Genomic DNA, 25,830 nt, shown 5'->3' with positions numbered 1-25,830 from the left:
CCATCGCCGCCGCTCCTCTGCCAGGCACCCAGAAGGCATTGCGCGGACCCCCGTTGGCAGCTAGAACTGAGACCATGGGCAAAGCGGCAACGAGGTCCCTCGGCACAGCGCTGCGGAAGCGGGGCCGCCGTGCCTGAGTCCGCGGCCACCATGCCCCGGGGCCTGATCGCCGACCGCTTGCGGGCCGTCCTGGATAACGCCGGACCCGATCCCTCCCGGTTCCCTGCGGCCGCCCGGGACTGCTTGGACCGCGCCTATGAGGCCGCCTACGGAGAGGACCACGCCAGCGCCCGGGCGTTGGCAGAGGCCGGGCTGGCCGGGTCCTCCGACGCCGATTTGGACGTCCGGTTGGGCCTGTACTCCGTGCTGATTGCGCTCGACCAACTGGCCGGAAACGAAAGCCAAGCACTTGAGTACCTCCAGGCGCGGATTGCCCTGCTCCGCAGCCACGGCCTGATGGCGGAAGCTGCCGCGGGTGAACGGCTGGGAATCGTCCTGTTCCGCGAGGCCGGCGACGACGACCTCGCGCTGCTGGAGGCCGAACTGACCAGTCTGCTGGATACCCATTCCCCCGCCTCGGTGACCTCGGATGTCCAGTTGGCCATCGCCGTCGTCCGATCCCAGCGGGGCGAGGCGAAGCGGGCGATCGCCTTGCTGGAAGACGCGGTGGCCGGGTATGAACGTGCCGGCCGGACCGACAGTTTGTCCGGCGCGCTGATGTATCTGGCCAATACATACCTGCAGGCCGACCAGCCGGAACGGGCCGCGGCGGCCGCCGACCGGATGCTGGCCTTGCCGGGAAACCGTGCCACCACCGCCAGCATGTGGCTGCTGAAGGCCAATGCCGCCGGCGGCGAGGGCGCGGCCGGGCTGGAGGAAGCTCTGACGGCACTGGAACTCTACGCCGCCGCCGGCGTGCGCAAGGGCGCCATCAGCGCGGCAGTGGTGCTGGCGCGGCTGTGTGCGGGGATGGGCGACTATGAAGATTCCGTGCTGGCCTGGCAGGCGGCGGTGGCGCAGGCAGAACGCGGTGAGGTCCAGGAAGAACTGACCCTGCGCCTGGCCCTGGGCAATCAGCTGCTGGAGGCTGAGGAATATGAGCTCGCCGGCGAGGTGCTGTCCAAGCTGCTGCAGCGGCTGGAGCAGACCAAGGCGCCGCACCCGCAGGTGGCCCGCGCCCTGATGAGCATGGGCCATGCCCATCGGCACGCCGGACGCACCCCCGAGGCTCTGGATTGCTGGCGCCGCGCGGTATCCGAATTCAGCCACGGCGGCGAGTTCGGCGAGGCGGCCCGTGGCCTGCTGGCGACCGGAACGCTGCTGTCCCGGGAGGACCGCGAGAAGGACGCGCTGGTCTGCTTTGAAGCGGCGGTTGCCGCCGCCCGCAAGGCCGAGGACGACGACGCCGCGCTGCCCCAGGCGCTGCATGCTCTCGGCCATGCCCTGTGCGAAGCCGGCGACCCGAACGGCCTGAACGCCCTGGACGAGGCAATCAGCCTGGCCCGCGAGTACGGGGCCCACTGGTACGAGGCGGACTACAGCGACACGCGGGCCCGGGGGCTCTGGGCGCTGGAGGACGGCACCGCGGCGATCTCGGCCGCACTGCACGCGGCCGACCTCTACTCGGCCGCAGACGACGCCGCCTCGGCCGGCAATTCCGAATTGTTCGCCGCCCACGTGCTCGCGGAGATGGGCCGGGCCGACGACGCCGTGCCGATGTTCAAACTGGTGCTGCAGGAGCCCGACGTCGGCCGCACGCTCCGGGTCGCTGCCTATCTGGGGCTGGCCTCTGCCCTCGATAACCTGGGCAGGACCGTGGAGGCGGACATTGCCAGGCGCGCCGCGGACGCGGCGGCCGACGGCACCGACTGACGGAGGCCCGCTCCGCATCCGCCCGCTTCCGCGGCAAGGCACCCGGGCCTTCGGCGCGGCTCTCATCTTGGTCTCATCTGCGCCGTGGATACTGATGCCATGCCTCGTGTAGCCATCCGCACCGTTTTGATCACGCTGGCCGTGCTGCTCGGACTGGGCGCCGGCGGCGCCGCGCTGGCCGCCGCGATGCGCGCGCCGGGCACCACCGATCTGGGCCCGTCGATCAGCGTCACGCAGTCCGGATCGCCAGACCCGGCCGAAACCCCGACGCCGGCAGCAAGCGAACCGCCGTCGCCTGCTTCCACCCCGACGCCGTCACCGACTACATCCGAACGGCCGCCGGGAGAAGGGGCCCAGCAGGTTCCGGTCCAGCCGGTTCCGGTCCAGCCTGCCCCGCCGCAGGATTACGATGACGACGATGACCACTGGGATGATAATGGGGATGACGACGGCGGGGACGATGACTAATTCGAGAGCAGGTCCGGCTGCACCGACCCGCCTGCAAACTGGTCCCAGTGCGGCGGCGTCCTGTCCGGCGGCCGTGCCTAGTCCTTCGGGCGGGCTATCGGTCCGGGTGCGGATACTGGCTGCCGTGCTCGCACTCTCCGCCTTGGGTCTGCTGGTTGCCGGATCGGTCGCTTTCGCCTTGCAGCGGGCTCACACGGTACAGCGCATCGACGATTCCCTGCAGCGCAGCGTGACCGAGTTCAAAACCTTGGCGGAAACAGGCATCGACCCGGAAACCGGGGAACCCTTCACACAGGCCAGCCGGTTGGTGTTTCTGGCGATGCAACGGACGCTGCCAGCGGCCAACGAAGGCATGCTCGGCCTGGTGGACGGGCGGGTGACCTACACGGCAAGCCCCTCCGTTCGGCTACGGCTCGAGCAGGATGCCGAACTGGTGGCCCGCTTGGGCTCGGAGGCAGCGGCGTCCGACCGGGTCACGCTGGCAACACTGCAGACGCCCCTGACCGTCTATCGGGTGGTCACGGTGCCGGTTCAGCTGGCCTCCGACCCTGCCCAAAGCACCTTCGTCGTGGCCTACGACTTTGATGCCGAACTGCGGCAGTTGGGGGACATTTTCCTGACCTACGCGCTGATCAGCTTCGGTTCCCTAGTGCTGATCGGCGGCGTGGGCTGGCTTCTGGCCGGCCGTCTGCTCGCGCCGGTCCGGTTGGTGCGGGAAACCGCCCAGCAGATCACCGACGCTGACCTGACCCAGCGGATTCCGGTCGGCGGGAACGACGACGTCTCCGCGCTGACCCGCACGTTCAACGACATGCTCGGCCGGTTGGAAGCATCGATGATTGCCCAGCGTCAGCTGCTCGACGACGTCGGGCATGAACTCCGAACCCCCATCACCATCCTGCAGGGCCATCTGGAGCTGCAGGACTCGCGCGACCCGGTGGATGTGGAATCGGTCCGCGGGATCGCCCTGGACGAACTGGACCGGATGCGCTTGCTGGTGGACGATCTGGTCCTGCTGGCTAAGGCCGAACGCCCTGGCTTTATCAGCGTGGCAGGGGTGGAAGTCGGCCAACTGACCGACGACGTGCTGGACAAGGCACGGGCCCTGGGCGAGCGCCGGTGGATGGTCGATGCTCGGGCCGAAGTCCGCTGGCCGCTCGACAGCCGGAGGATCACCCAGGCCTGGCTCCAGTTGGTGGCCAACGCCGCCAAGTTCTCCGAGGCAGGCTCCACCGTGGCCATCGGATCGGCGGTGCGCGGCGATGAACTGCGGCTGTGGGTCAGGGACGAAGGAACGGGCATCCTCCCTGAGGACCAAGCCCGGATTTTTGACCGCTTCACTCGGGGCAGCAACGGGACCCGGGCGGAAGGGTCCGGCCTGGGGCTGACCATCGTCAGCGCCATCGCGGCAGCGCACGGCGGCACCGTGGAACTGGCCTCCGCGCCGGGCGCCGGTTCCACCTTCACTATTCTGATCAGCGGGCGGCCGGAGGCGGCCGAGTACAAGGACTCAGCCCAGGACAAGGAGATAACAGCGTGGGCCAGATTCTGATCATCGAGGACGAGGACAGGATTAGCTCCTTCGTCGCCAAGGGGTTGAAGGCGGCCGGTTATCTGCCCACTGTGGTCGGCACCGGCCGGGAGGGCTACCATCTGGCCATGACCGGCGACTTCGAACTGGTCATCCTCGACCTTGGGCTGCCGGACCAGGACGGATTCACCGTGCTGCGCCGCCTGCGCGATGGCCGGAACGACACGCCGGTCATCATCCTCACCGCCCGCAGCTCGGTGGATGACACGGTTGCCGGGCTGGAAAACGGGGCGAACGACTACATGTCCAAGCCGTTCCGGTTCGAAGAGCTGCTGGCCCGGGTGCGGCTGCGGCTGCGTTCCGAGGCGCAGCCGGCGGACCTGGCCAGCCTGAGCAGCGGCACGCTGAGCCTGGACCTGCGGACCCGACGCGCCAGCGTGGGCGATCGGGACGTGGACCTTTCCGCGCGTGAGTTCGCCCTCGCCGAGGCCTTCCTGCGCAACCCGGGCCAGGTCCTCAGCCGCGAGCAGTTGCTCTCGCGGGTTTGGGGATACGACTTCGACCCAGGGTCAAACGTGGTGGACGTGTACGTCCGCTACCTGCGGAACAAGCTGGGGGCGGAGAAGTTCGCCACCGTCCGGGGCATGGGCTACCGGCTGGTGCCGGACGCCTAGCGCCTCCGGCCTCAGGCCGCGTCGGCGGCCAGACCCTCGGCGATGGCCAGCCGCTGCATGGCGTCCTGCTGCCATTCGTCCCCCTCGCCGGCGGTCTTGGCCCCGGCCACCAGCGACAGTGCCACGCCGGCGGCCCGGCCGCGCAGCCCCGCCGGGTCCACCACGGTATCGAACACCGCTGTGAAACGCTTCAGGGCTGCCGGCACATGCACATAGCCGGCGTGAACCGCCGGCAGCACGGCCAAGTGCCCAAGGAAACAGGCCAGATCGTCCACCAGATGGCCGGGTCCCAGCGAGTCCACGTCCATGAGTCCGGTGATCCGCCCGCCGTCCACCAGCAGGTTGGCTTCGTAGAAGTCCCCGTGCGAGGGGACCACGGGACCGGAATCCGTGGTGGCCAGCAGCTCCTCCACCCGGCTGGCCAGGGCGAAGATCCGGTCCTGCTCGTCGGGAAGCACCGCGGCCGCCGCCTTGGCATAATCGGCGGCGCGCTCCGCCCAGGCCGGACGGCGGGAGAGCTCCAACACGCCCGGCGGGAGGGCGTTCAGCAGGTCCAGGAGGGTCTGAGGTGCGAGCGCCGCGGCGCCGTCGTTCATGATGGCCCGGGCCAGCGGGGTACCCTCCGCCTCCGTGAGCACCACCACGCCGTCGGCCGGGCCTGGGGTGGCAACAGGTGCAGGCAGACCTGCGTCGGTCAGCATGCGGTGCCGGCGAAGCAACTGGACCGCCCGGTCCGGGCGGACCACCTTGAGGAAGACCTTGCGGCCGCCCTGCACGGCTTCCAGGACAGCGCGGCGCAGCGGCCGGTAACTGACCATCCGCAGCTCCGCCGCTCCCCCGCCGAAGACGCTACGTCCGACGGCAGCCGGGTCGCAGGCTGCAGGCAATCCGACCAGCACCGGGTCGATCGGGTACAGCCAGGCGGTCAACGGCACGGTTCCGCCGTCCAGGCGCACCAGCGGCAGGCCGCATTCGGGCACCGCGGCCGTGGTGATGCAGACGTACTCCGTCCGGTCGCCGCCATCGTTCCCGCGAAGCCGCACCGTGTAGATACCTGTGGTGCCAGCCCCGGGGCGGTGCTGCAGTTTCGCCAGCTGCCAGGACTGGATGGCACCGCCGACCGTGGCGACGGCCAGTTCCAGCGGCTCGCGCATCTCGGAGCTTTCCAAGAGGTCGATGCCGGCGGTTTCCGTGGCCATCACGTCCTGATTCGGTGCTTCCATACGTCCATTCCACACCATGTCGGCCGTCGCCGCTCGGTATTGCGGATCAGAAAGCACTGCGGCCCGCCCCGGGGGGCAGGCCGCAATGACATTCCGGGGCAGATCAGGCCCGGCGGCGCTGCAGCACGTCGTCCAGGTTCAGCCGGTTGGCTGCGGACTGCTGGCCGGAGGCTTCGGCCGTCGCGGCCGCCTCCTCGGTGTGCTGCCCGGCAGCCTGCGCGGTCCGCTGTGCCGCGGCTTCTTCAGTCCGCTGTGCGGCGGTCTGCTTGATCGACGTCTTGACCTGCGGCTTCTTGACCTCGGGGGCCGGCAGCGGCGCGGGAGCCGGACGGTTGGCCTTGGCGGCGGCAACATACGTCGGCTTGGGTACGTCCACGGGCTGCCAAGTGGTCCCGGTCGGCCGGGACGGGGCAACGGTATCCCCGGCTTCCGCGGCCACCTTCAATGCCTGCTCACGAAGTTCGGTGGCCGTCAGCGGAGCCGGCGCGGCGGGCGCGGCTTCCGGCGCCGGCTGCGCGTCCGTGGCGGCCCCGTCAAAGAGCTGGGTGGGGCGGGCGGGAGTCCTCGTGCCGGAGGCCCGGGAGGCCGACGCGGTGCGGGCCGCCCGGTCAGCGCGGATCGCTACACGCTTCTTGCGGTCGCGGAGCGCCAAGGAGCGCAAAATCACGACGACGGCGACGGCCGCCAGCAGCGCGAAGCCAGGGACCTGCCCCGAAACTGCGCCGGCCAGCGCCAGCGCACCGCCGGCGACGAAAACCACAAGGGCCATGGCGCCGGCCAGCGCCAGCGCGGTCCTGCCATACCGGATCCGAAACCCCGGCTGCCCGGCGGGCTGCTGGGAGGGCTGCCGGGAGATCTGCTGCACGGGCGACGACGTCGACGGTGCCGGCTGTGCGTTGTATTCCATGATGTTCCCCTGGTTGCCGCTGGAGGCGGTTGCGGGTATTGAAACTAGTGGTGCTGCTGCGTGCCCCGGCGCCGGTTCAGCCATCGCGAGACGGAATCCTCCGCGGAGCAGGTACGGTCCTACCCAGACAAACCACAGCCCAACGATGACCGCCAAGATCACAGAGCTCTGAATGTCCACTCTCAAAACCGTAGAAGCTCAAGCATGCCGGACGTGGCATTCCTCGCGGTGTGTCGGATAACGATTCCGCCCTGCCCTGCTTTATGGTGTCAGCCCAACGTCCCCGTGTTCCAACCAACGTTCCAGCAGTCCGCCGGGGACTTCCTCGGCGGTCAGCGCGAAGCTGCGGTGGTCCGCCCACGCTCCGTTGATGTGCAGGTACCGCGGACGCAGGCCCTCGTCCCGGAAACCGAGCTTCTCCACCACCCGGAGGCTGGCCCGGTTTTCCGGCCTGATATTGATCTCCATTCGATGCAGCCCCAGCGTCTGGAAACAGTGGTCGGTAGCCATCGCCACCGCCGTCGGCGCTATCCCCCGTCCGGCGCAGGCCTCGTCCACCCAGTAGCCCAGGGTGGCGGACATCGCGGACCCCCAGGTGATGCCGGAAACGGTGAGCTGGCCGATCAGCGCCGGCTTGGGCTGTCCCTGCTGCAGTTCGGTAATGACCCAGGGCAGGGCCATGGCCATCCGCGCCTGGTGTTTGAGTGAGCGGACCATCTCCGAGAAGGCCGGCAGGTAGCCGCCCGGGGCCGGATTCGAAGCCTCCCACGGCTCCAGCCAGCGTGCGTTGCGGCGCCGTACCGCCATCCACTCGTGCCGGTCCCGGTACCGGATGGGGCGCAGCGACAAATCCCCGCACTCAAGTGTCGCCGGCCAGATCGCCGCGCCATAAACCATGTGAAGATCTTTGCGGTCGAGCCGTCAGTCGCACGAACCGTCGACGAATTCTTTCAGCCAACCCCTCAGTTCCGTGCCGATGTCCTCCCGCTCGGAGGCTATCGTCACCACTGCCTTGAGATAGCTGAGCTTGTCGCCGGTGTCGTAGCGGCGTCCGGAAAAGACCACGCCGTAAACGCCGCCGCCCTCGCCTTCGCGGCCGGCCAGCACTTCCAGCGCGTCGGTCAACTGGATTTCGCCGCCGCGGCCCGGCTTCGTATCCTCCAGCACGTCGAAGACATCCGGGTGCAGTACATAGCGGCCAATCACGGCCAGATTGGACGGTGCCTCCCCCGGCGACGGTTTCTCGACGAGTTCGTTGATCCGCACATAGCTGCCGTCTCCCACCGGGGTGATATCGGCGCAGCCATAGGCACTGATCTGTGCCGGCTCCACCTCCATCAGGGCGACCACGGAACCGCCGGTCTGCTGCTGGACCTCGATCATCTGGGCCAGCAGGTCGTCGCGTTCGTCGATCAGGTCGTCTCCGAGCAGCACGGCGAATGGCTCGTGGCCCACGTGCTGGCGCGCCCGCAGCACCGCGTGGCCAAGCCCCAGCGGGTCCCCCTGGCGCAGGTAGTGGATGTCCGCCAGTTCCGAGGCAGCCCGGACGGCGGCAAGCTTTTCCAGGTCGCCCTTCTCCTCCAGGATCTGCTCAATGTTGGGCACCCGGTCAAAGTGGTCCTCCAGCGGCCGCTTGTTGCGACCGGTGATCACCATGACGTCGCTCAGGTTCGCGCGGACGGCCTCTTCGACCACGTACTGGATGGCCGGCTTGTCCACAACGGGAAGCATCTCCTTGGGCATGGCCTTGGTCGCGGGCAGGAACCTGGTTCCCAGGCCGGCGGCCGGAATGACTGCTTTGCGTACCGCACGATGAGACGTCATGACCTCAGAGTACCGAACGAAGCTGCGCCGCAAGCCGTTTTGGCGGGAAAGGAATTACGATGGCGGCCATGGAGAAGCAGACCCGATTGGACAAGGAGACGGCCCGCGCCCTCTTCCGCACCCGCCGCAGCGAGCGTTCCACCGAGGAGCGGCTCCGGGCCGGAACCGTTTTCGCGCAGCAGGTGCTTGACGGACTGCAGCGGCTGAAGATTCCGGCCGGAACCACCGTTCCGGCCTACATCTCGGTGGGCTCCGAACCCTCCACCCGGACGCTGCTTCCTGCACTGGAGGACGCGGGCTACCACGTTGTAGTCCCCATCTGCGAACCGGAATACCGGCTCAGCTGGGCCCGGTGGTTCAGCGGCGTGGAGCTGGCGCGCAGCCCGCGGGCCTGGGTGGACGAGCCCGTCGGAGAGCGCTTCGGTCCGGAGATCATGGCCGGCCTGCCGTTGCTGCTGATTCCCGGGCTTGCCGTCGACTTAGCGGGCAACCGGATGGGCCAAGGCGGCGGGTACTACGACCGCTTCCTTGCCTCGCTGCCCGAGGGCGCGAACCGAACCAAAATGGTGGGACTTTTCTACTCGGACGAAGTGGTGCCGGCCGGCACCTTCGAGTTCACCGCCCTCGATGCACCGCTGGACGGCGTGGTCACTCCCGACGGCTGGACGTGGTTCAGTAGCCAGACGGTGCAGAACACGGTGTAGAATTGGCACTCGGAGCATTTGAGTGCCAGCTTACGTATCAGGCACTGTTCTGCTTCAGGCCAAGTTTTCAGGAGGAACCACAGTGCCCACGTACGCCTACGCCTGCAAAGACTGCACCCACGCCTTCGATATCCAGCAGTCCTTCAGCGACGATTCGCTGACCGTCTGCCCCGAGTGCGGCGGAAACCTGCGCAAGAAGTTCAACAGCGTGGGCGTCGTCTTCAAGGGTTCGGGCTTCTACCGCACGGACTCCCGCGACGCTGCCAAGGCCAGTTCCGTGCCCGCGGCCCCCTCCGGTACCAGCGGCAGTACGGAAGCTGCCAAGCCGGCGGCCGCCGCCGAACCGGCCAAGCCTGCCGCAGCTCCGGCACCCGCCGCGGCCGCCAGCTAGCCAGCCGCGGGCGACCCGCCGCTTCTCCTACACACCTCAACGGTGGCAGCGCCGTATCCACAGCGTCCTGCCGCCTGCTGCCGTCGCACCGGCCTCCCGGCATAACGTGGCTGCATGCCCCCAGCCGCAGCAACCACCCGCAGTGCCCGCCTCGCCGTGATGCCGCGGCGGCTGCTCCGCCGGCATTACCGGTTGCTGGCCGCCCTGCTGCTCTGCGCCGCCGCCGCACTGGTGGTCCATCACTTCACCCCCGCGCCGGCGCCCACCGACGCCGTGGTGGTTGCTGCGGCGGATCTGCCTGCCGGCACCGTGCTGTCTGCGGGGGACATCGAGCTCGCCGAGCTGCCCGCGGGTGCCGTCCCGGACGGAACCGCGGACAACACCTTGCCGCTGGTCGGTCAACGCCTGGCCACGGCCCTGCGGGCAGGTTCTCCGGTCTTCGACACCTCAATAGTCGGGCCAGGACTGTTGGCGGGTGCGCCGCCGGGCACGGTGGCCGTGCCGGTCCGTCCCGCAGACCCCTCCACCGTGCAACTGGTCTCCCCCGGCCAACTGGTGGACATTGTGCTCAGCAGCGGCAACGGGTTCGACGAGCCGGCGGGGTCGACGGTCTTGGCGCGCGCGGTCCCGGTGCTGTGGAAGGCCGACGACGGCGGTGCCTCGCCTACGCTGCTCGGCTCACCGGAACCGGACGGGCTGGTGGTGGTGGCTGCGGCGCCGTCGGACGCAACCGCCCTGGCCGGCGCCTCCAGCCGGGGCAACATCTTCCTGGTGCTGGTCGGCTGACAGCCCGGTTGGGCTCCCAGCCGCTCAATCTCCGGTTGCCCGGCTTAGCCCCAGTGCGGAGGACGCTGCTCACGCAGCCAGGCGTCCCGGTCCTCGTCCCGGTCGCCCCAGGCGTGGGGGTCGTCCTCGGTTGCCTTGGTCGGCAGCGTCGGGGACTGGCTTCGCTTGGCACGGCGCGGCCGCAACCCGTCCTGGCCGGTTTCCTGTGCCTCGGCCGTTGCATCGGCTTCGGGCTCAGCCGGCGCCTGCCCGGCTTGCTCGGCTGCCGGCTCCGGCTGTCCCGGACCGGCCGGGCGGCCGCTCTGTTCTACCGGTTCTTCCGGCTTCTGCAGTCCCAAGTAGCCTCCGATCAGGTCCGCGCATTTCTCCGGATCAGTGAACACCTCGATGGTCCACAGGGTCAGCGGCCGCCAGCCGAGCCGTTCCAGCTGCTGCGGGCGCAGCCGGCTGCGTTCGCGTACGGTCAGCTGACGGTACTCCGGGGTCCCATCCGATTCCAGGGCCACCGGAAGCGTCGGTTCAACATCCGGCGAATACTCTACCGCGTTCGTGCTGGCCACGATATCGATGAGTCCGTAATAGTGGTCCCAAACGCGGGCGCCGCGGCTGCGGATGCGCTCCACCAGGTCGGCGACCAGCGGGTCGTCGATGCCCGGCGAGAGTTCGGATGCCCGGAAGCGACCGTCGCCCAGATGGCGGTCCAACAGTTCGTGGAAATCGACCGCTCCATGCCGCAGCCGCTCCGGGTCCAGGTCCTCCGGACGGAAGCAGCTGAGCACGTGCAGCGAGTGCCTGGACCGGGTCACCGCGGTCGCGAAGAGAGCCCGCCCGCCCGCCGCCGACAAGGGCCCGAAGTCATGTACCGCACGGCCGTGCGGTGTCCGGCCGAAGCCCAGCGAGAAGATCACGTCGTCGCGGACCAGTCCGGAGGCGCGTTCCACCGGGACCACCCGGAAAGGTTCTTGGCGGCGCTGGAAGAAGCTTGTTGCCGACGGATAGTTGGGCATCTGCAGCCGGATGGCCTCCGCCACCCGGGCGGCATGCCGGGCGCTGGCCGTCACGACGGCGAGCGACCGCGACGGCCGCAGGCTGATGTGCTCGAAGACCAGGTCCACCACGCGGTTCAGTTCGGCCGGAACGCTCTCGACGCCTTCGTGTCCGGCGCCGGGCATGCCGGTACCGTCCGGCAGGTATTCCACTTCCAGGCCGCCGCCGCGGATGGAGCTGGCACCGGGCAGCCGGGACAGCGATCCCGCGTAGAACTTGTCGCTCAACGAGCGGGTCAGGTCCAGGTCCACGGCGCGGTACGCGGTGGTCAAGCGCACTATCGGGAGCACCTCGGAGAGGGCGTGGAAGCAGCTGGTCAACGGCTTCGGGGCCTCGCCGGTGACCGGATCGTTGCGGCGGTCCACATTCACTTCGAAGGGCGCTGCGCGGCCGAGCTCGCCGTCGCCGAACGCCACCACCTGATGCGCGCGGGAGACCGCGGCCAGGGCCGACGGCAGGCTGGTGGCCTCGGCGTCGAGGACGATCACGGCGTCGAAGTGCTTGCCTTCCGGCAGCAGCAGCGGCAGCACCAGCGGGGAGGCGGTCCAGATCGGCAGCAGCGCCGACACGAGCGATTCCGACTGCTGCCCCAGCGCGGCCAGCGTAGGTTCGCCGGCCTTGAGCAGCTCGCGCAACCGGTGGGCTGCCTTGGGCTTGCTCTTGAGCGAATGCCGCCAGTTCTGCGCCAGTTCCCAGCGCAGCCGGGCGGGACCGGACGCGATGTGCGCGTTGTCGGCGAGCCGGTAAACGGCCTCGAGCTTGCGCAGATTGTCGCCGTCCGACATGGCCAGGTAATCGTCGCCGCTGATCATCGCTTCCAGCGCCGACTGCCACCAGGCAAGGTCCAGTTCGGCGCCCACCTGCTCGGCGCTGACCTGGCGCTCGGCCAGGTCGTCCAGCAGCTCGCCCAGCCCGTGTTCGCGCATCTGCTCAAGCAGCAGCGTGCGCTCGGGCAGGTTGACCAGAGTTTCCTTGTCCGCGGCCAGCGAGTTCAGCTGCTCCTGGAGTTCGCCGTCGGGCATGGTCACCAGTGCGCGGTCCTCCGGCACCGGTGCCAGCAGGGCAGCCAGTTTCTGCAGCCGCCCTGACACGTCCCGGTAGAAGCTGTTCAGGTCGGCAAGGCCGGACGGCACCGCCGGGTGGCGCTGCGAGGTGGCGTAGTCGGCCCACTTGGTCCGCTGCTGCTGGACTTCGAAAAGGGACTCATGCAGGTCGGAGATATGCACGCCGGGGCGGATGTATTCCTTGGCCACCTTGCGCAGCCGGGAGCGGGTCATCGAGCTCATCTCGATCCCGCGGTCCCGCCGCCAGGAGTTCGGCGCGGTCGCCGAGATCAGGTCGGTGACCGGCCGGTCGAAGATGTCCGGGGTGAACTTGTCCAGGCTGCCGCGGACCTCCACCAGCAGCTGCAGCTGCTGGCCCCACTCGCGGAACGTTTCGGCGAGGGCGATCTGCGAATGCTCGGCCACCTTGTTCATCCGAGTCCGCAGCTCCGGAACATCCTTGGCCAGGTCGGAGGCCAGCTGGTGGGCGTCCTCCGTTTCCTTGCGGTTGAGCAGCTTGGCCCCGAACCACGGACTGGTGGTGGAGGATTTGCTGAAGCTGCCCAGTTCGGCCGCGCGGACCAACCGCGCCGTCAGTTCGGCCCGGTCGGTAATGCTGTCCAGCACCGAGCGCTTCAACCGCACCGTGGTAGCCGGCGCCGGATCAAGCGAGGTGAGCTTGGCCAGCGACTGCATGGCCTGATACGGCGAGCAGCGCCAGCGGCTCCGGACGTTGTGCAGCGATTTAACGTGGTCCCGCAGCTTGTGCCGGTGGTCGGCGAGCGTGGCGTGCAGCTTCCGCAGCTGCGGCTCCTCCGCCTTTTCGCTGCGGCTGATGGCGCGGATCAGCGTCTGGCGCAGCTGGTCAGGCGTCAGGTCGGCACTGAGCTGCAGCGCCAGCGATCCCAGGTCCACGGTTTCCAGCAGCTGCGCGAATTCGTTCAGCGTGCCGCGGCGCTCCGCCACCACCAGCACGCTCTTGCCCTCGTAGGCGAGCGCCGCCGCGGCGTTGAGCGCGGTCTGGGTCTGGCCGGTGCCCGGCGGCGTCGAAACCACCAGCGAGTGCCCGGCCTGGACCAGGTCCAGCACCTGCTGCTGCGCCGCGTCGGCGTCCAGCAGCAGGAACTCGTCCTGAGGATCGCGCTCATCAATCGGCGGCAGTTCCACCTCCGGCACCGGCACCGCGCCCAGGCCGTGCGCAACGGGGCGTCCCTCCCCCGAACCCGCGCCGGCTTCCGCCAGAGCCTGAATCACCGGGTGAGCCGCATCGATCAGGACCGGATCGGTGACGGCCTCCAGATCGGCGAAGGTGGACACCAGAAAATGGTGTTCGATGGTCATGTTCCGCACGTCCGCGGTGAGCAGGCGCAGCCGTTCCAGCACCGGGTGCGGGTCGAGGCGGGCAGTGCCGTAGGCCAGCCGGGCGGTCGCCTCGGCATCGATGCCGATCCCCTGCTCGGCGGACAGGTGGCGGACCAGGGCCGGGTTCAGCCGGGCACGGTCGGCCAACTGCAGCTCGAAGTCGTCCTGGCTGGGGCGCACGGTCAGCGCCACCGGTGTCAGCATCACCGGGGCGTTCAGCGACTCCGACCGGCCGACCTCCGGAACCCGCCAGGACGCGGTGCCCGCGGCAAGGTAGCCGACGTCGATGCCGCGGTCGGAACCCAGCTCCAGGATCTTGGCCCGCAGGCTGCGGGCGGTACGCATCGCGGCGGCGTACTGGTTCGGGTCGCGCAACAAGGTGGAAAGACGGGTTCTGCGCCCGGCCAGCAATTGGGCCAGGCCGGAAGGGTGGGCATGCGTCAGGTCGATGCTGTTCGACGACGTCGGAGCGAACCGCAGCAAAGTGTCGGACCCGGCCACATCGCCCAGGTTCTCCAGCCACGATGCCACAACGTCTTCAGCAGCCTCAGCTACGCTGGCCAGCGACACGGCTGCCCCCTTTACTTCACTCTCGGCTACTTGCCTCGACCACAACGGCATGTCAATCAAGGTATCGGACTTTAAACGCCAAACGGGCGACCGCAACACTGCCTCGGCGAATTTTGCTGTGCAGTGTTCCCGCGCTGTGCGGCGGGTTGGCAGCGGTTGCCCGTTGTGGCTACTCCCATTCGATGGTTCCCGGCGGCTTGCTCGTCACGTCGAGCACCACGCGGTTGACGCCGTCCACTTCGTTGGTGATCCGGTTGGAGATCCTGGCCAGCAGGTCGTAGGGCAGACGGGACCAGTCAGCGGTCATCGCGTCCTCGGAGGAGACCGGACGGAGCACGATCGGGTGCCCATAGGTGCGGCCGTCGCCCTGCACGCCCACGCTGCGGACGTCGGCCAGCAGGACCACCGGCATCTGCCAGACTTCCTGGTCCAGGCCTGCGGCGGTCAGTTCCGCGCGCGCAATCGCGTCGGCCTTGCGCAGCAGGTCCAGGCGTTCCTGCGTGACTTCGCCGATGATGCGGATGCCCAGGCCCGGGCCCGGGAACGGCTGGCGGCCGACGATCTCGGCCGGCAGGCCCAGCTGCGCGCCGACGGCGCGGACTTCGTCCTTGAACAGCGTGCGCAGCGGCTCGACCAACTCGAACTGCAGGTCCTCGGGCAGACCGCCCACGTTGTGGTGGCTCTTGATGTTCGCGGCGCCCTCGCCGCCGCCGGACTCGACCACGTCCGGGTACAGCGTTCCCTGCACCAGGTATTTCACCGATTCGCCCTCCGCGGCCGCCTCGGCCAGCACGGCCTTTTCGGCCGCTTCGAAGGCGCGGATGAACTCGCGGCCAATGATCTTGCGCTTGGTCTCCGGATCGGTGACCCCGGCCAGCGCGGACAGGAAGCGCTGCTGCTCGTTGGCAACGTACAGGTTCACGCCGGTGGCGGCGACGAAGTCACGCTCCACCTGCTCGGCTTCGCCCTCACGCAGCAGCCCGTGATCCACGAAGACACAGGTCAGCTGGTCGCCGACGGCGCGCTGCACCAAGGCCGCGGCGACGGCGGAGTCCACCCCGCCGGACAGCCCGCAGATCACGCGGGAATCGCCGATCTGCGCGCGGATGCGCTCCACCTGCTCTTCCAGGATGTTGCCGGTGGTCCAGTTGGGCTCCAGGCCGGCGCCCTGGAACAGGAAGTTCTCCAGCACCTGCTGGCCGTGCGCGGAGTGCTTGACCTCCGGATGCCACTGCACGCCGTACAGCTTCTTTTCCTCGTTCGCGAAGGCCGCTACCGGGGCACCGGCCGTGCTGGCCAGCACGTCGAAGCCTTCGGGCGCCTCCTGTACGGAGTCGCCGTGGCTCATCCAGGTGTTCTGCGAGGCCGGGATGCCGGCCAGGATCGAGCGTCCCTCGCCGACGGTGGTGGCGTCCGTGGCGCCATACTCGCGCAGGCCGGTCTTCGCCACCGTGCCGCCCAGGGCGTTCGCCATGGCCTGGAAGCCGTAGCAAATGCCGAACACCGGAACGCCGGTCTCGAACAGGTCGGCGCCGACGCTGGGGGCTCCCTCGGCGTACACGCTGGACGGGCCGCCGGAGAGGATGATGGCCACGGGGTTCTTGGCCATCAGCTGTTCGGTAGAGAAGGTGTGCGGAACGATTTCGGAGTACACGTTGGCTTCGCGTACGCGGCGGGCAATCAGCTGCGCGTACTGGGCCCCGTAGTCAACAACGAGGACAGGCCGGTGGTCCGTAGTGGCGGGGGGAGGAGTAGTCACCCCTACAGGATAGTCGCCGTGCCCGGGGCCACGCACTTTGACGTCGGGCTTCGCGGCGTGAGCTAAGGCACGGGTGACCCAATACACGGTGAGCCAAGGCACGACGGCGGTGGGCCCCGCCGTCGTGCTCCTCACCACTGTGCCCCTCCACTAGGGCCGGTGGCCGCCTCGGTTAGTAGCGCTTGGCGGCTTCGGGGTGGGCGGTCAGCTCTTCTTCCACCTCGCGGTGGATCTTCCGCTCCAGAATGATGGACAGGAACGGGATCACGCCGCCCAGGGCGATCAGCACGAACTTGGTGAACGGCCAGCGCATCAGCGACCAGAGCCGGAAGTCGGCAATCAGGTAGAGCACATACAGCCAGCCGTGCGCCACCAGCACCGCGATGGAGAGGTTCACGCCTTCTATCACCGAGGGTTCGGCCTGCGCCAGGCCGAGCGCGAAGGTCTCCCCGGTCAGCGTGTTGGTCGCGCCGGCGAACAGGAACAGGTTGAAACCGTAGCGCAGCACCATCTCCGCACAGAGCAGCAGCAGCATGATGCCGGTGATGTAGGAGGTGACCTTATAGAACGTCAGGGCGGAGCGGATCTGGGTGTGCGTTCCGGCGAAGCGGCGCTTGGCGGGGCGCTGGGGCGCGGCGGAACGGTCGGGAGCGTTTTCTGTCACGTGGACTACCTCGTTGCGTGGGGTGTGTTGCTGGATGTGGTCTGGTCGGCGCCGTCCGGGCCGGCGGGATGAGGTTCTGCCTGGGCCGTCGCGCCGCGTTCGGCCTCGGCAGCGAAGCGGGCTTCTGCGGCCGCGTCTTCGGCGTCCTCCAGGTCGCGGCGGTGGTCGTCAGCCACCAGCCGCCACCAGAGGAAGATGGCGAACCCGGCGAACACCACCCATTCCACCGCGTAGAAGATGTTCATCCAGTTCAGCGGAGCTTCCTGCGGCTGCGGTCCGACGACCACCGGCTGCATGGCGGTGCCGTCGGTTGCCGTGCCCAGGTCCTTGCCGGCAACGGTGTAGCCGGTACCGACCACGAAGCCGGCATAGCTCGGCGCGTCCCAGCGGTTGATCAGCTCGGCAACCGAGAGCGATGCAACCTGCCCGGCGGGCCTGGCACCGGGCAGCGGAGCCTCGGTGGGCAGCAGGCGCCCGACGACGTTGGCCTCGCCTTCCGGAGCGGGAGCGGCATCTGCCGGATCCTTGATCCAGCCGCGCACCACGGGGATGACCACGTCTTCGCGGGACTGCTCGACGCCGTCCACGGCGAAGGCGTCCACCACCCACAGTCCGCTGTCACCGTCCTGCAGACGGCCCTGGACCAGCACCTGGGAGCCGGGGACAAAACTGCCGTGCACGCTGACCATCTGGTCCGCCGTGGCGGCCATCATCGGGATCCCCGGCTTAAAGACATCGGTCAGCGGCTTGACGGTTTCGGTCTCGCCCGGGGGCGGCGGCGGTTTGCTCTGCGAGGCGGAAAACTGCCACTGGCTCAGCAGCACAAACACCGTGGACAGCGCCAGCGCAAGCACCAGAGCCGCTATCCAGCGGGGTTTCAGGGCAGTCTTGAGCACCCTTTAAAGGTACTTCGCAAGCCTGTAGAAAACGAATCCAGCCGGGGTCCGCCGTAGGCTGCACCCGCGCCCTTAGGCCAGCGGCACGATGTCGTCGACGCCCATCCGGGCACTGTCTGCGGAGACGTCGTCGGGCTGCTCCTGGCTGAGTCGTTCTGCTTCCACCCGCGCCAGATAGTGCTTCACCTCGCGTTCCACTTGTTCCTCGCTCCAGCCCAGGATCGGCGCCATTAGCTTGGCCACCACCGGCGCGGCCGAGACACCGCGGTCCCAGGCCTCGATGGAGATCCGGGTCCGGCGGGTGAGTACGTCGTGGATGTGCCGGGCCCCCTCGTGCGTGGTCGCATAGACCACCTCGGCCGCCAGGTAGTCGTCCGCGCCCGGCAGCGGTTCGGCCAGCTCGGGCCGATCCGTGATGATGTCCAGCACGTCCCCGGCCATGGAGCCGAAGCGGTTGAGCAGGTGCTCCACCCGGGCCACGTGGATGCCGGTCCGGTCGGCGGTGCGGCTGCGCTTGTTCCACGCGGCCTTGAACCCGGAGGCGCCGAGCAGCGGAATGGTATCGGTGCAGCTCGGCGGCACGCGCTCGTCCAAGGCCCGCGCGGCCTCGTCCACGGCGTCCCTGGCCATCACGCGGTAGGTGGTGTACTTGCCGCCGGCCACCACCACCAGTCCGGGGACCGGGTGCGCCACCACGTGTTCGCGCGATAGCTTCGCGGTGGAATCGTTTTCGCCCGCCAGCAGCGGCCGGAGTCCGGCATAGACGCCTTCGACGTCCTCCCGGGTGAGCGGGCGCTGCAGCACCTGGTTGACGTGTTCGAGCAGGTAGTCGATGTCCTTGGACGAGGCCGCCGGATGGGCCTTGTCCAGGTCCCAGTCCGTGTCTGTGGTGCCGATGATCCAGTGCCGTCCCCACGGAATCACGAACAGCACCGATTTTTCGGTGCGGAGGATCAGCCCCACGGTGGACTGGAAGCGGTCCCGCGGCACCACCAGGTGGATTCCCTTGGACGCACGGACGCTCAACTGGCCGCGTTCGGTGACCATCGCCTGGGTTTCGTCCGTCCACACACCGGTGGCATTGACCACCTGCTTGGCGCGGATGTTGAACTCGCTGCCGTCCTCTTGGTTGCGCACGCGGGCGCCGACCACGCGTTCCCCCTCGCGCAGGAAGTCGATGACAGACAGCCGGTTCACCGCCTGCGCTCCGAACGCGGCGGCCGTGCGGACCAGGTTCACCACCAGCCGGGCGTCGTCCACCTGCGCATCGTAGTAGCGGATGGACCCCACCATGGCGTCCTTCTTCAGGCTGGGTGCCGCCCGGAGGGTCCCGTGCCGGGACAAGTGTTTGTGGAAGGGCACGCCGCGGCCGCGCCCGGTGGCCACCGCCAACGCGTCGTACAAGGCGACGCCCGCGCCCACGTAGGGCCGCTCCACGAACCGTTTGGTCAGCGGATAGAGGAACGGCACCGGCCGCACCAGATGCGGCGCGATGCGCTCCAGCAGCAGCCCGCGTTCCTGCAGCGCCTCACGCACCAAAGCGAAGTCCAGCATCTCCAGATACCGCAGCCCGCCGTGAATCAATTTGGAAGACCGCGACGACGTTCCCGATGCCCAGTCCCGTGCCTCCACAATGCCCACGTCCAGCCCGCGGGTGGCCGCGTCCAGTGCCGCCCCGGCACCCACCACGCCTCCACCGACGATCAGCACGTCCAGTTCGGCCCCGCGCTCCGCGGTGGCGCGCAAGGCTGCCAGCGACTGCTCGCGGCTCTCGGGACTCAGGGCACCGGTGGTCATCGCCTCAGCCTTCCATGATCGGGATCAGTCGCCGGGTTGGATGGGCGCCAGCACCACTTCGCAGCGCTGGAATTCCTTCAGGTCGGAGTACCCGGTGGTGGCCATCGACCGGCGCAGCGCACCGACGAGGTTGGACGTGCCGTCTGTGTGGTTCGACGGCCCGTGCAGCACCCGCTCCAGCGGACCCACGGTGCCCACATTCACGCGGTCTCCGCGCGGCAGCTCGTCGTGGTGGGCCTCCTGGCCCCAGTGCCAGCCGCGGCCGGGCGCTTCTTCGGCCCGGGCCAGTGCCGAACCGAGCATGACGGCGTCGGCTCCCATGGCGATGGCTTTGACGATGTCGCCGCTGAAGCCCAGTCCGCCGTCGGCAATCACATGCACGTAGCGGCCGCCGGATTCGTCCATGTAGTCCCGCCGCGCGGCAGCCACGTCGGAGATCGCCGAGGCCATCGGTGCATGGATGCCCAGCGCGCGCCGCGTGGTGGTGGTGGCTCCCCCGCCAAAGCCCACCAGCACGCCGGCCGCGCCGGTGCGCATCAGGTGCAGGGCCGGGGTGTAGCCGGCCGCGCCGCCGACGATCACCGGCACGTCCAGTTCGTAGATGAACTGCTTCAGGTTCAGCGGCTCCTGTGTCTTGGACACATGCTCTGCAGAGACCGTGGTGCCGCGGATCACGAAGATGTCCACGCCGGCGGCCAGCACCGTCTTGTAGTGCTCCTGCGTGCGCTGCGGGGTCAGCGATCCGGCCACGGTTACCCCGGCCTCGCGGATCTCGGCCAGGCGGGAGGTAATCAGTTCCGGCTGGACCGGTGCCGCGTAGAGCTCCTGCATCCGCTTGGTGGCGGCCGGGTTGAAGTTCTCCGTGCCCAGAGCTTCGATTTCATCGAGCACCGGCAGCGGATCCTCGTAGCGGGTCCACAGTCCTTCGAGATTGAGCACGCCAAGGCCGCCCAGCTTGCCCAGCGCAATGGCGGTGGCCGGGGACATCACCGAGTCCATCGGCGCGGCGATCACCGGGGCGTCGAACTTGTACGCATCGATCTGCCAGCTGACAGAGACATCCTTCGGGTCGCGCGTGCGGCGCGACGGGACGATCGCCACGTCATCGAGGGAGTAGGCTCGGCGCCCACGCTTGCCACGGCCAATTTCAATCTCGTAAGTCACGGCTCTAGGTTATCCCACTGCTGGAACGCTTCACCCGTGAACCGGCGGTGACAGGAACTGCGCCGGCCGCGGCCGGCGGCTGCGCGCTCCCCTGGGCCGACCGCTGGCGTCGTCCCGGCGCAGGCGATACGCTCGACCTGCCGCACGGCAGGCAAGCGCACCGTAGGCCCGTTCCCCTCAGGTTGCCGCTGGCCGGCCGCAGGTAGCTTCAGCGGGAAGTGGGCAGGCATGGGTGGAAGATTCCGGCGGTCCGTTGAGCCCATGCGACCGTTCGCGAGTGGGCTGGGGTCCACCCTGTGCTTTGGCATCGCTGGGCTCATTTGGTCCATGCCCTCCCTGCGTTCGCGCCGGTTGCGGAGAGCCGCATCGTGTTCCGTGTGCGCTTTCCATCAGCGCGTGCGCGGGATCGCCGTCGTTGTGGTCGCGGTCCTCCTCGTCGCGGGAGCTGGAGCCCGCGCACTTGAGGCGCTCTCCCCGCACATCGTTTGCCACAGCCATATAACTGCCGACGGGCGGATCAAACCCGAGCCGTATCTGAAGATTTCACCGCCGGCCTCGTGGAACATCACCCGCAATTTCCTGGTCGCTCCGATCAGCGGCGTAGGGGTCCTGACCGGGCGCAGCCTTGAGATGGAATCGTGCTCAGGACCGTCCCTGTGGGTCACGTTCTGGCACCCGCCGCGGACCAGTGGTGGCGGAACAATGCTCGGCGATGTGTTCCTTGCGTGGATGCCGCCGGTAGACCCAGCGGGTGCCCTGAGCGTCAACGGCTACGGCATAGCCGACGAGGGCCAGTATGTCCGCTACGGCCCGAACATCTCCCAGACCCGGACCGAGGAGGTGAAACTCGCCAGCCACGAGTCGCGGCACGTCGACCAGTGGGCCGTAGGCAGCTTGCTCGCCGGCCCGTTCGCATTTCCGGCGGCATACATCATCGACGGAGCGCTGTTCCCGTCCTCACGCAACCACTTCGAGCGAGCCGCCGGATTGTCCAGCGGCGCCTATCCGCCCGCGCCGGATAACTGGCCGGCGCCGCGCTGGCCTGACACTGCCGCCATCGTGATCATCGCGCTTCTGATCTTCCGACGTCGGCTCCGTTGGCTCACCCGTGTGGCGGTCGGTGGCCGCGATCACGCCCGTGCCCACGCACCCATGCGCTGCCCCGTCCATACCCGCGGCTGGTCGCAGCCCGCCGGCCCGTCCCGGGCGCCGTTGGCCCCCGGCTGAGCGCTTACCCGGGGGCGTCGATCCAGCGGGCAGCCGCCGCATAGGTGTCTTCGGGACTGGCGTTGAACGCGATGGCCGCGTCCGGAGAGTGCCGGCGCACGAGGTTGATGATCCGCTCGAACAGCTGGGGACGGTCCTCTGCTCTGCGCACACCCCCGCCGACAACGACGCACTCCCAGGGATGGGCGCGAAGGGCGGCCGTGACCATCGCTTCCGGGTCATCGCTGCCGTCCAGCCCGAAGAGGCAGGCCTGGGCGCCGACGCCGTGGCGGGCGAATGCTGCCATGCCGGCCTCGATGGCATCCGCCACCGGCCGCGGGTCCCACGGCCCCGGCACCTTGTACGGGTTCAGCCCGATCACCAGCACGCGAGGCACGGGCGCGGGAGCTGTCATGCCCCGAACCTATAGCTCCGTTGCCGCCGTGGCCAGAGCTTCGCAAGACGGCCACAACGTCGCATGCCGCACATTAATGCGCGAGGCGCCGCTCCCCCAGTTGCAGGGAACGGCGCCTCTCTCATGGGCTGTGGGACTACCGCTTGTAGTTCGGTGCCTCCACGGTCATCATGATGTCGTGCGGGTGGGATTCCTTCAGGCCCGCAGCGGTGATCCGGACGAACTTGCCCTTGGCCTTGAGTTCGGCGACGGTGCGGGCCCCGGTGTAGAACATGGTCTGGCGCAAGCCGCCCACCAACTGGTGCGCCACGGCGGACAGCGGACCGCGGTACGGCACCTGGCCTTCGATGCCTTCGGGGATCAGCTTCTCGTCGTCGGGCACATCGGCCTGGAAATAGCGGTCCTTGGAGAAGGACGTGTTCTTGCCGCGGGTCTGCATGGCGCCCAACGAGCCCATGCCGCGGTACGCCTTGAACTGCTTGCCGTTGACGAACACCAGATCGCCCGGGGACTCGGCGGCACCGGCCAGCAACGAGCCGAGCATCACGGTGTCGGCGCCGGCGACGAGGGCCTTGCCGATGTCGCCGGAGTGCTGCAGGCCGCCGTCGGCAATCACCGGGATGCCGGCCGGGATGGCTGCCTTGGCGGACTCGTAGATCGCCGTGATCTGCGGGACGCCCACGCCGGCCACCACGCGGGTGGTGCAGATGGATCCGGGGCCTACGCCCACCTTGATGGCGTCGGCGCCGGCATCGACCAGCGCCTGCGCACCCTCGCGGGTGGCTGCCTGGCCGCCGATGACATCCACGTGGGCCGCGGCCGGATCCTTCTTGAGCCGGGCGATCATGTCCAGCACGCCCTGGCTGTGGCCGTTGGCGGTGTCCACCACCAACACGTCCACGCCGGCATCGATCATGGTCATGGCACGCTCGTAGCCGTCGCCGAAGAAACCGACGGCGGCGCCGACGCGCAGCCGGCCGTCGTCGTCCTTGGTGGCCAGCGGGTACTGCTCCGCCTTGTCAAAGTCCTTGACCGTGATGAGGCCCTGCAGGATGCCGGCATCGTCCACCAGCGGCAGCTTCTCGATCCGGTTCTTGCCCAGCAGCTCGATCACGTCGGGGCGGCTGATACCGACTTTGCCGGTGATCAGCGGCATCGAGGTCATTACCTCGTGCACCTTCGTGGTCGGGTAGTCGGCGCGGGGCACAAAGCGGGTGTCGCGGTTGGTGCAGATGCCCAGCAGCTTGCCCTCGGAGTCCACCACCGGCAGGCCGGAGACGCGGTAGTTGAAGCAGAGCTCGTCCAGCTCGGCGAGCGTGGCGTCCGGGGCGATGGTCACCGGGTTGGTGATCATGCCGGATTCGCTGCGCTTGACCCGGTCCACGTGCTCGGCCTGGTCCGCGATGGAGAGATTACGGTGGATCACACCCAGACCGCCCTGGCGGGCCATGGCGATGGCCATCCGGGATTCGGTCACCGTGTCCATGGCGGCGGAGAGCAGCGGGGTCTGCACGGTGATTCGACGGGTCAGGCGCGAACTGGTGTCGGCCTCGGACGGAATGACATCCGTGGGGCCGGGCAACAGGAGAACGTCGTCGTAGGTGAGACCCTCGAAAGCGAACGGATTGAATTCTTCGGACACTGCAGGGCCTTTCGAACGATACCGGTGGCGGCCTCCGGACACAGCCCGAAGACCGGTTCCTGAGGTTGATTACATCCTAAACGTTTCCGGCGCAGCCGATATTTCTGCCCGCTCGCGATGTGGTGGAACTAACGGCCCTCGCGGGCAGCACAGAGGGGACCAGGCACGGCCTGGTCCCCTCTGTGCTTGACTGCCCGTGGGTCCCCGCGCGGTGCGGCAACCCTTCAGGCTGTTAGTGCTGGTGGTTGTGCTCGTCCTCGTCGGCCGGCTTCTCGACGACCAGGGTTTCGGTGGTCAGCACCAGGGCTGCGATCGACGCCGCGTTGCGCAGCGCCGAACGGGTCACCTTGACGGGGTCGATGACGCCGGCGGCGAACAGGTCCTCGTACTCGCCGGTGGCGGCGTTGAAACCGTTGTTGACGGTCAGTTCGCCCACCTTAGAGACGACGACCATGCCCTCGTGGCCGGCGTTCTCGGCGATCCAGCGCAGCGGCTGGGCCAGCGCGCGGCGGACGAGTCCGACGGCGGTGGCTGCATCGCCCTCAAGGGCCAGTACATTCGGGTCGGTATCCAGAGCCTGGGCAGCGTGGACCAGTGCGGAACCGCCGCCGGCAACGATGCCTTCTTCCAGAGCAGCGCGGGTGGAGGACACTGCGTCCTCGATCCGGTGCTTCTTCTCCTTCATCTCGACCTCGGTGGCAGCGCCGACCTTGATCACGCCGATGCCACCGGCCAGCTTGGCCAGGCGTTCCTGCAGCTTCTCGCGGTCCCAATCGGAATCGGTGCGCAGCACCTCTGCCTGCAACTGGGCCACGCGGTCCGCCACATCGGCCTCCGAACCGGCTCCGTCCACAATGGTGGTGTTGTCCTTAGTGACGGTGATCCGGCGGGCGGTACCCAGCACCTCGAGGCCAACCTGGTCCAGCTTCAGACCGAGGTCCGCGGACACCACCTGGGCGCCGGTGAGCACCGCGATGTCCTGCAGCATGGCCTTGCGGCGGTCGCCGAAGCCAGGTGCCTTCACGGCGGCCACGTTGAGCGTGCCGCGGATCTTATTGACCACCAGGGTGGACAGGGCTTCGCCGTCGATGTCTTCGGCGATGATGAACAGCGGCTTGTTCGCCTGCAGCACCTTCTCCAACAGGGGCAGGAATTCCTGCACCGTGGAGATCTTGCCTTGGGAGATCAGGATCAGCGCATCCTCGAGGACGGCCTCCTGGCGCTCCTGATCGGTGACGAAGTACTGAGACAGCAGGCCCTTGTCGAACTGCATTCCTTCAGTGAGCACCAGTTCGGTGTCCATGCTGGAGGCTTCTTCGATGGTGATGACGCCGTCCTTGCCCACCTTGTCGAAGGCTTCGGCCAACAGCTGGCCGACCTCGGGGCTCTGGGCGGAGATGGTGGCCACCTCGGCCACCTTGTCCTCGACCTCGCGGGCGTTCTCCAGCAGGCGTGCGGAAACGGCCTCGACCGCTACCTCAATGCCGTGCTTGAGCGCTCCCGGTGCGGCGCCGGCGGCCACGTTGCGCAGGCCCTCCTTGACCAGGGCCTGGGCCAGCACAGTGGCGGTGGTGGTGCCGTCGCCGGCCACGTCGTTCGTCTTGGTGGCGACTTCCTTGGCCAACTGCGCGCCAAGGTTCTCGTACGGATCGTCCAGCTCCACCTCGCGGGCGATGGTCACGCCGTCATTGGTGATCGTGGGGGCGCCCCACTTCTTGTCCAGGACCACGTTCCGGCCGCGGGGGCCGAGGGTGACCTTGACGGTATTGGCGAGCTTGTCGACGCCGGCTTCCAGCGCCTTGCGGGCCGCGTCGTTGAACTCCAACTGCTTTGCCATGAATTTGTTCCTTTCACGCGAAATGCCCCGGTTGCGCTGCAATACAGC

At 68.4% G+C, this 25,830-nt stretch carries 21 protein-coding genes; 8 read left to right on the top strand and 13 right to left on the bottom strand.

Annotated elements, in window-relative coordinates; translation table 11 throughout:
* Positions 1-129 precede the first annotated feature (129 nt).
* From ACWF5H_RS17320 to ACWF5H_RS17305, 4 genes are all read left to right on the top strand, one after another.
* A complete protein-coding gene (locus tag ACWF5H_RS17320) occupies positions 130-1,872 on the top strand; it encodes a tetratricopeptide repeat protein (RefSeq protein WP_452038379.1) in 1,743 nt (580 codons plus the stop codon).
* Between the two features lie 99 nt (positions 1,873-1,971).
* The gene (locus tag ACWF5H_RS17315) at positions 1,972-2,340 is read left to right on the top strand and encodes a hypothetical protein (RefSeq protein ID WP_452038377.1); all 369 of its coding nucleotides are present in this window, start codon (positions 1,972-1,974) and stop codon (positions 2,338-2,340) included.
* Between the two features lie 124 nt (positions 2,341-2,464).
* The gene (locus ACWF5H_RS17310; protein ID WP_452038375.1) at positions 2,465-3,892 is read left to right on the top strand and encodes a sensor histidine kinase; all 1,428 of its coding nucleotides are present in this window, start codon (positions 2,465-2,467) and stop codon (positions 3,890-3,892) included.
* Positions 3,877-4,545, top strand: coding sequence for a response regulator transcription factor (locus ACWF5H_RS17305; RefSeq protein WP_452038373.1), 669 nt, complete (start codon positions 3,877-3,879; stop codon positions 4,543-4,545). Before ACWF5H_RS17310 ends, ACWF5H_RS17305 begins: the two co-directional genes overlap by 16 nt.
* An 11-nt stretch (positions 4,546-4,556) precedes the next feature.
* On the opposite strand, the gene ACWF5H_RS17300 is transcribed toward ACWF5H_RS17305, so the two are convergent.
* The 4 genes from ACWF5H_RS17300 to galU form a co-directional block, all read right to left on the bottom strand.
* Positions 4,557-5,768, bottom strand: coding sequence for an aminoglycoside phosphotransferase family protein (locus tag ACWF5H_RS17300; protein ID WP_452038371.1), 1,212 nt, complete (start codon positions 5,766-5,768; stop codon positions 4,557-4,559).
* A 103-nt stretch (positions 5,769-5,871) separates the two neighbouring features.
* Positions 5,872-6,675: a hypothetical protein gene (locus tag ACWF5H_RS17295; protein WP_452038369.1), complete on the bottom strand. Its 804-nt coding sequence runs from the start codon at positions 6,673-6,675 to the stop codon at positions 5,872-5,874.
* 261 nt (positions 6,676-6,936) lie between these two features.
* Positions 6,937-7,572 (bottom strand): GNAT family N-acetyltransferase, encoded by a 636-nt coding sequence (locus ACWF5H_RS17290; RefSeq protein ID WP_452038368.1) that lies wholly within the window; start codon positions 7,570-7,572, stop codon positions 6,937-6,939.
* Positions 7,573-7,596: 24 nt separating this feature from the next.
* A complete protein-coding gene (galU, locus tag ACWF5H_RS17285; RefSeq protein WP_364644581.1) occupies positions 7,597-8,499 on the bottom strand; it encodes a UTP--glucose-1-phosphate uridylyltransferase GalU in 903 nt (300 codons plus the stop codon).
* 68 nt (positions 8,500-8,567) lie between these two features.
* Here galU and ACWF5H_RS17280 point away from each other — a divergent pair, with 68 nt between their 5' ends.
* The 3 genes from ACWF5H_RS17280 (at position 8,568) to cpaB (ending at position 10,380) form a co-directional block, all read left to right on the top strand.
* Positions 8,568-9,203 carry a 5-formyltetrahydrofolate cyclo-ligase gene (locus ACWF5H_RS17280; RefSeq protein WP_452038366.1) on the top strand — a complete coding sequence of 212 codons (636 nt, stop codon included), beginning with the start codon at positions 8,568-8,570 and terminating at the stop codon, positions 9,201-9,203.
* Between the two features lie 82 nt (positions 9,204-9,285).
* On the top strand, positions 9,286-9,594 hold the full coding sequence (locus ACWF5H_RS17275; RefSeq protein ID WP_452038364.1) for an FmdB family zinc ribbon protein: 309 nt from the start codon (positions 9,286-9,288) through the stop codon (positions 9,592-9,594).
* Positions 9,595-9,708: 114 nt separating this feature from the next.
* Entirely contained in the window at positions 9,709-10,380 is a 672-nt protein-coding gene (gene cpaB, locus ACWF5H_RS17270) for a Flp pilus assembly protein CpaB (protein ID WP_452038362.1), read from the top strand.
* Between the two features lie 44 nt (positions 10,381-10,424).
* Here cpaB and ACWF5H_RS17265 read toward each other — a convergent pair whose 3' ends face one another.
* From ACWF5H_RS17265 to ACWF5H_RS17240, 6 genes are all read right to left on the bottom strand, one after another.
* Positions 10,425-14,402 (bottom strand): DUF4011 domain-containing protein, encoded by a 3,978-nt coding sequence (locus ACWF5H_RS17265; RefSeq protein WP_452038360.1) that lies wholly within the window; start codon positions 14,400-14,402, stop codon positions 10,425-10,427.
* A 169-nt stretch (positions 14,403-14,571) separates the two neighbouring features.
* Positions 14,572-16,161 carry a glutamine-hydrolyzing GMP synthase gene (gene guaA / locus ACWF5H_RS17260; RefSeq protein ID WP_452038358.1) on the bottom strand — a complete coding sequence of 530 codons (1,590 nt, stop codon included), beginning with the start codon at positions 16,159-16,161 and terminating at the stop codon, positions 14,572-14,574.
* Positions 16,162-16,333: 172 nt separating this feature from the next.
* A complete protein-coding gene (locus ACWF5H_RS17255; protein ID WP_452038356.1) occupies positions 16,334-16,825 on the bottom strand; it encodes a DUF3817 domain-containing protein in 492 nt (163 codons plus the stop codon).
* Positions 16,826-16,830: 5 nt separating this feature from the next.
* Positions 16,831-17,721: an SURF1 family protein gene (locus tag ACWF5H_RS17250; RefSeq protein WP_452038354.1), complete on the bottom strand. Its 891-nt coding sequence runs from the start codon at positions 17,719-17,721 to the stop codon at positions 16,831-16,833.
* A 72-nt stretch (positions 17,722-17,793) separates the two neighbouring features.
* Complete coding sequence (locus tag ACWF5H_RS17245; RefSeq protein ID WP_452038352.1) at positions 17,794-19,518, bottom strand: glycerol-3-phosphate dehydrogenase/oxidase; 1,725 nt, start codon at positions 19,516-19,518, stop codon at positions 17,794-17,796.
* 24 nt (positions 19,519-19,542) lie between these two features.
* The gene (locus ACWF5H_RS17240; protein WP_364644554.1) at positions 19,543-20,682 is read right to left on the bottom strand and encodes a GuaB3 family IMP dehydrogenase-related protein; all 1,140 of its coding nucleotides are present in this window, start codon (positions 20,680-20,682) and stop codon (positions 19,543-19,545) included.
* 375 nt (positions 20,683-21,057) lie between these two features.
* On the opposite strand from ACWF5H_RS17240, the gene ACWF5H_RS17235 reads away from it, so the two are divergent.
* Positions 21,058-21,909 (top strand): hypothetical protein, encoded by an 852-nt coding sequence (locus ACWF5H_RS17235; protein WP_452038350.1) that lies wholly within the window; start codon positions 21,058-21,060, stop codon positions 21,907-21,909.
* 4 nt (positions 21,910-21,913) lie between these two features.
* On the opposite strand, the gene ACWF5H_RS17230 is transcribed toward ACWF5H_RS17235, so the two are convergent.
* The 3 genes from ACWF5H_RS17230 to groL all read right to left on the bottom strand — a co-directional run bounded on the left by ACWF5H_RS17230 (position 21,914) and on the right by groL (position 25,782).
* Entirely contained in the window at positions 21,914-22,303 is a 390-nt protein-coding gene (locus ACWF5H_RS17230; protein WP_452038349.1) for a hypothetical protein, read from the bottom strand.
* A gap of 136 nt (positions 22,304-22,439) precedes the next feature.
* Positions 22,440-23,945 carry an IMP dehydrogenase gene (gene guaB, locus ACWF5H_RS17225; RefSeq protein WP_364644546.1) on the bottom strand — a complete coding sequence of 502 codons (1,506 nt, stop codon included), beginning with the start codon at positions 23,943-23,945 and terminating at the stop codon, positions 22,440-22,442.
* Positions 23,946-24,177: 232 nt separating this feature from the next.
* A complete protein-coding gene (groL, locus tag ACWF5H_RS17220) occupies positions 24,178-25,782 on the bottom strand; it encodes a chaperonin GroEL (protein ID WP_364644543.1) in 1,605 nt (534 codons plus the stop codon).
* Positions 25,783-25,830 lie beyond the last annotated feature (48 nt).

The sequence above is a fragment of the Arthrobacter sp. NPDC055138 genome, assembly GCF_053607305.1.
The sequence above is the reverse complement of the archived record's forward strand: the minus strand, read 5'-3'. Positions and strand labels throughout refer to the sequence as shown.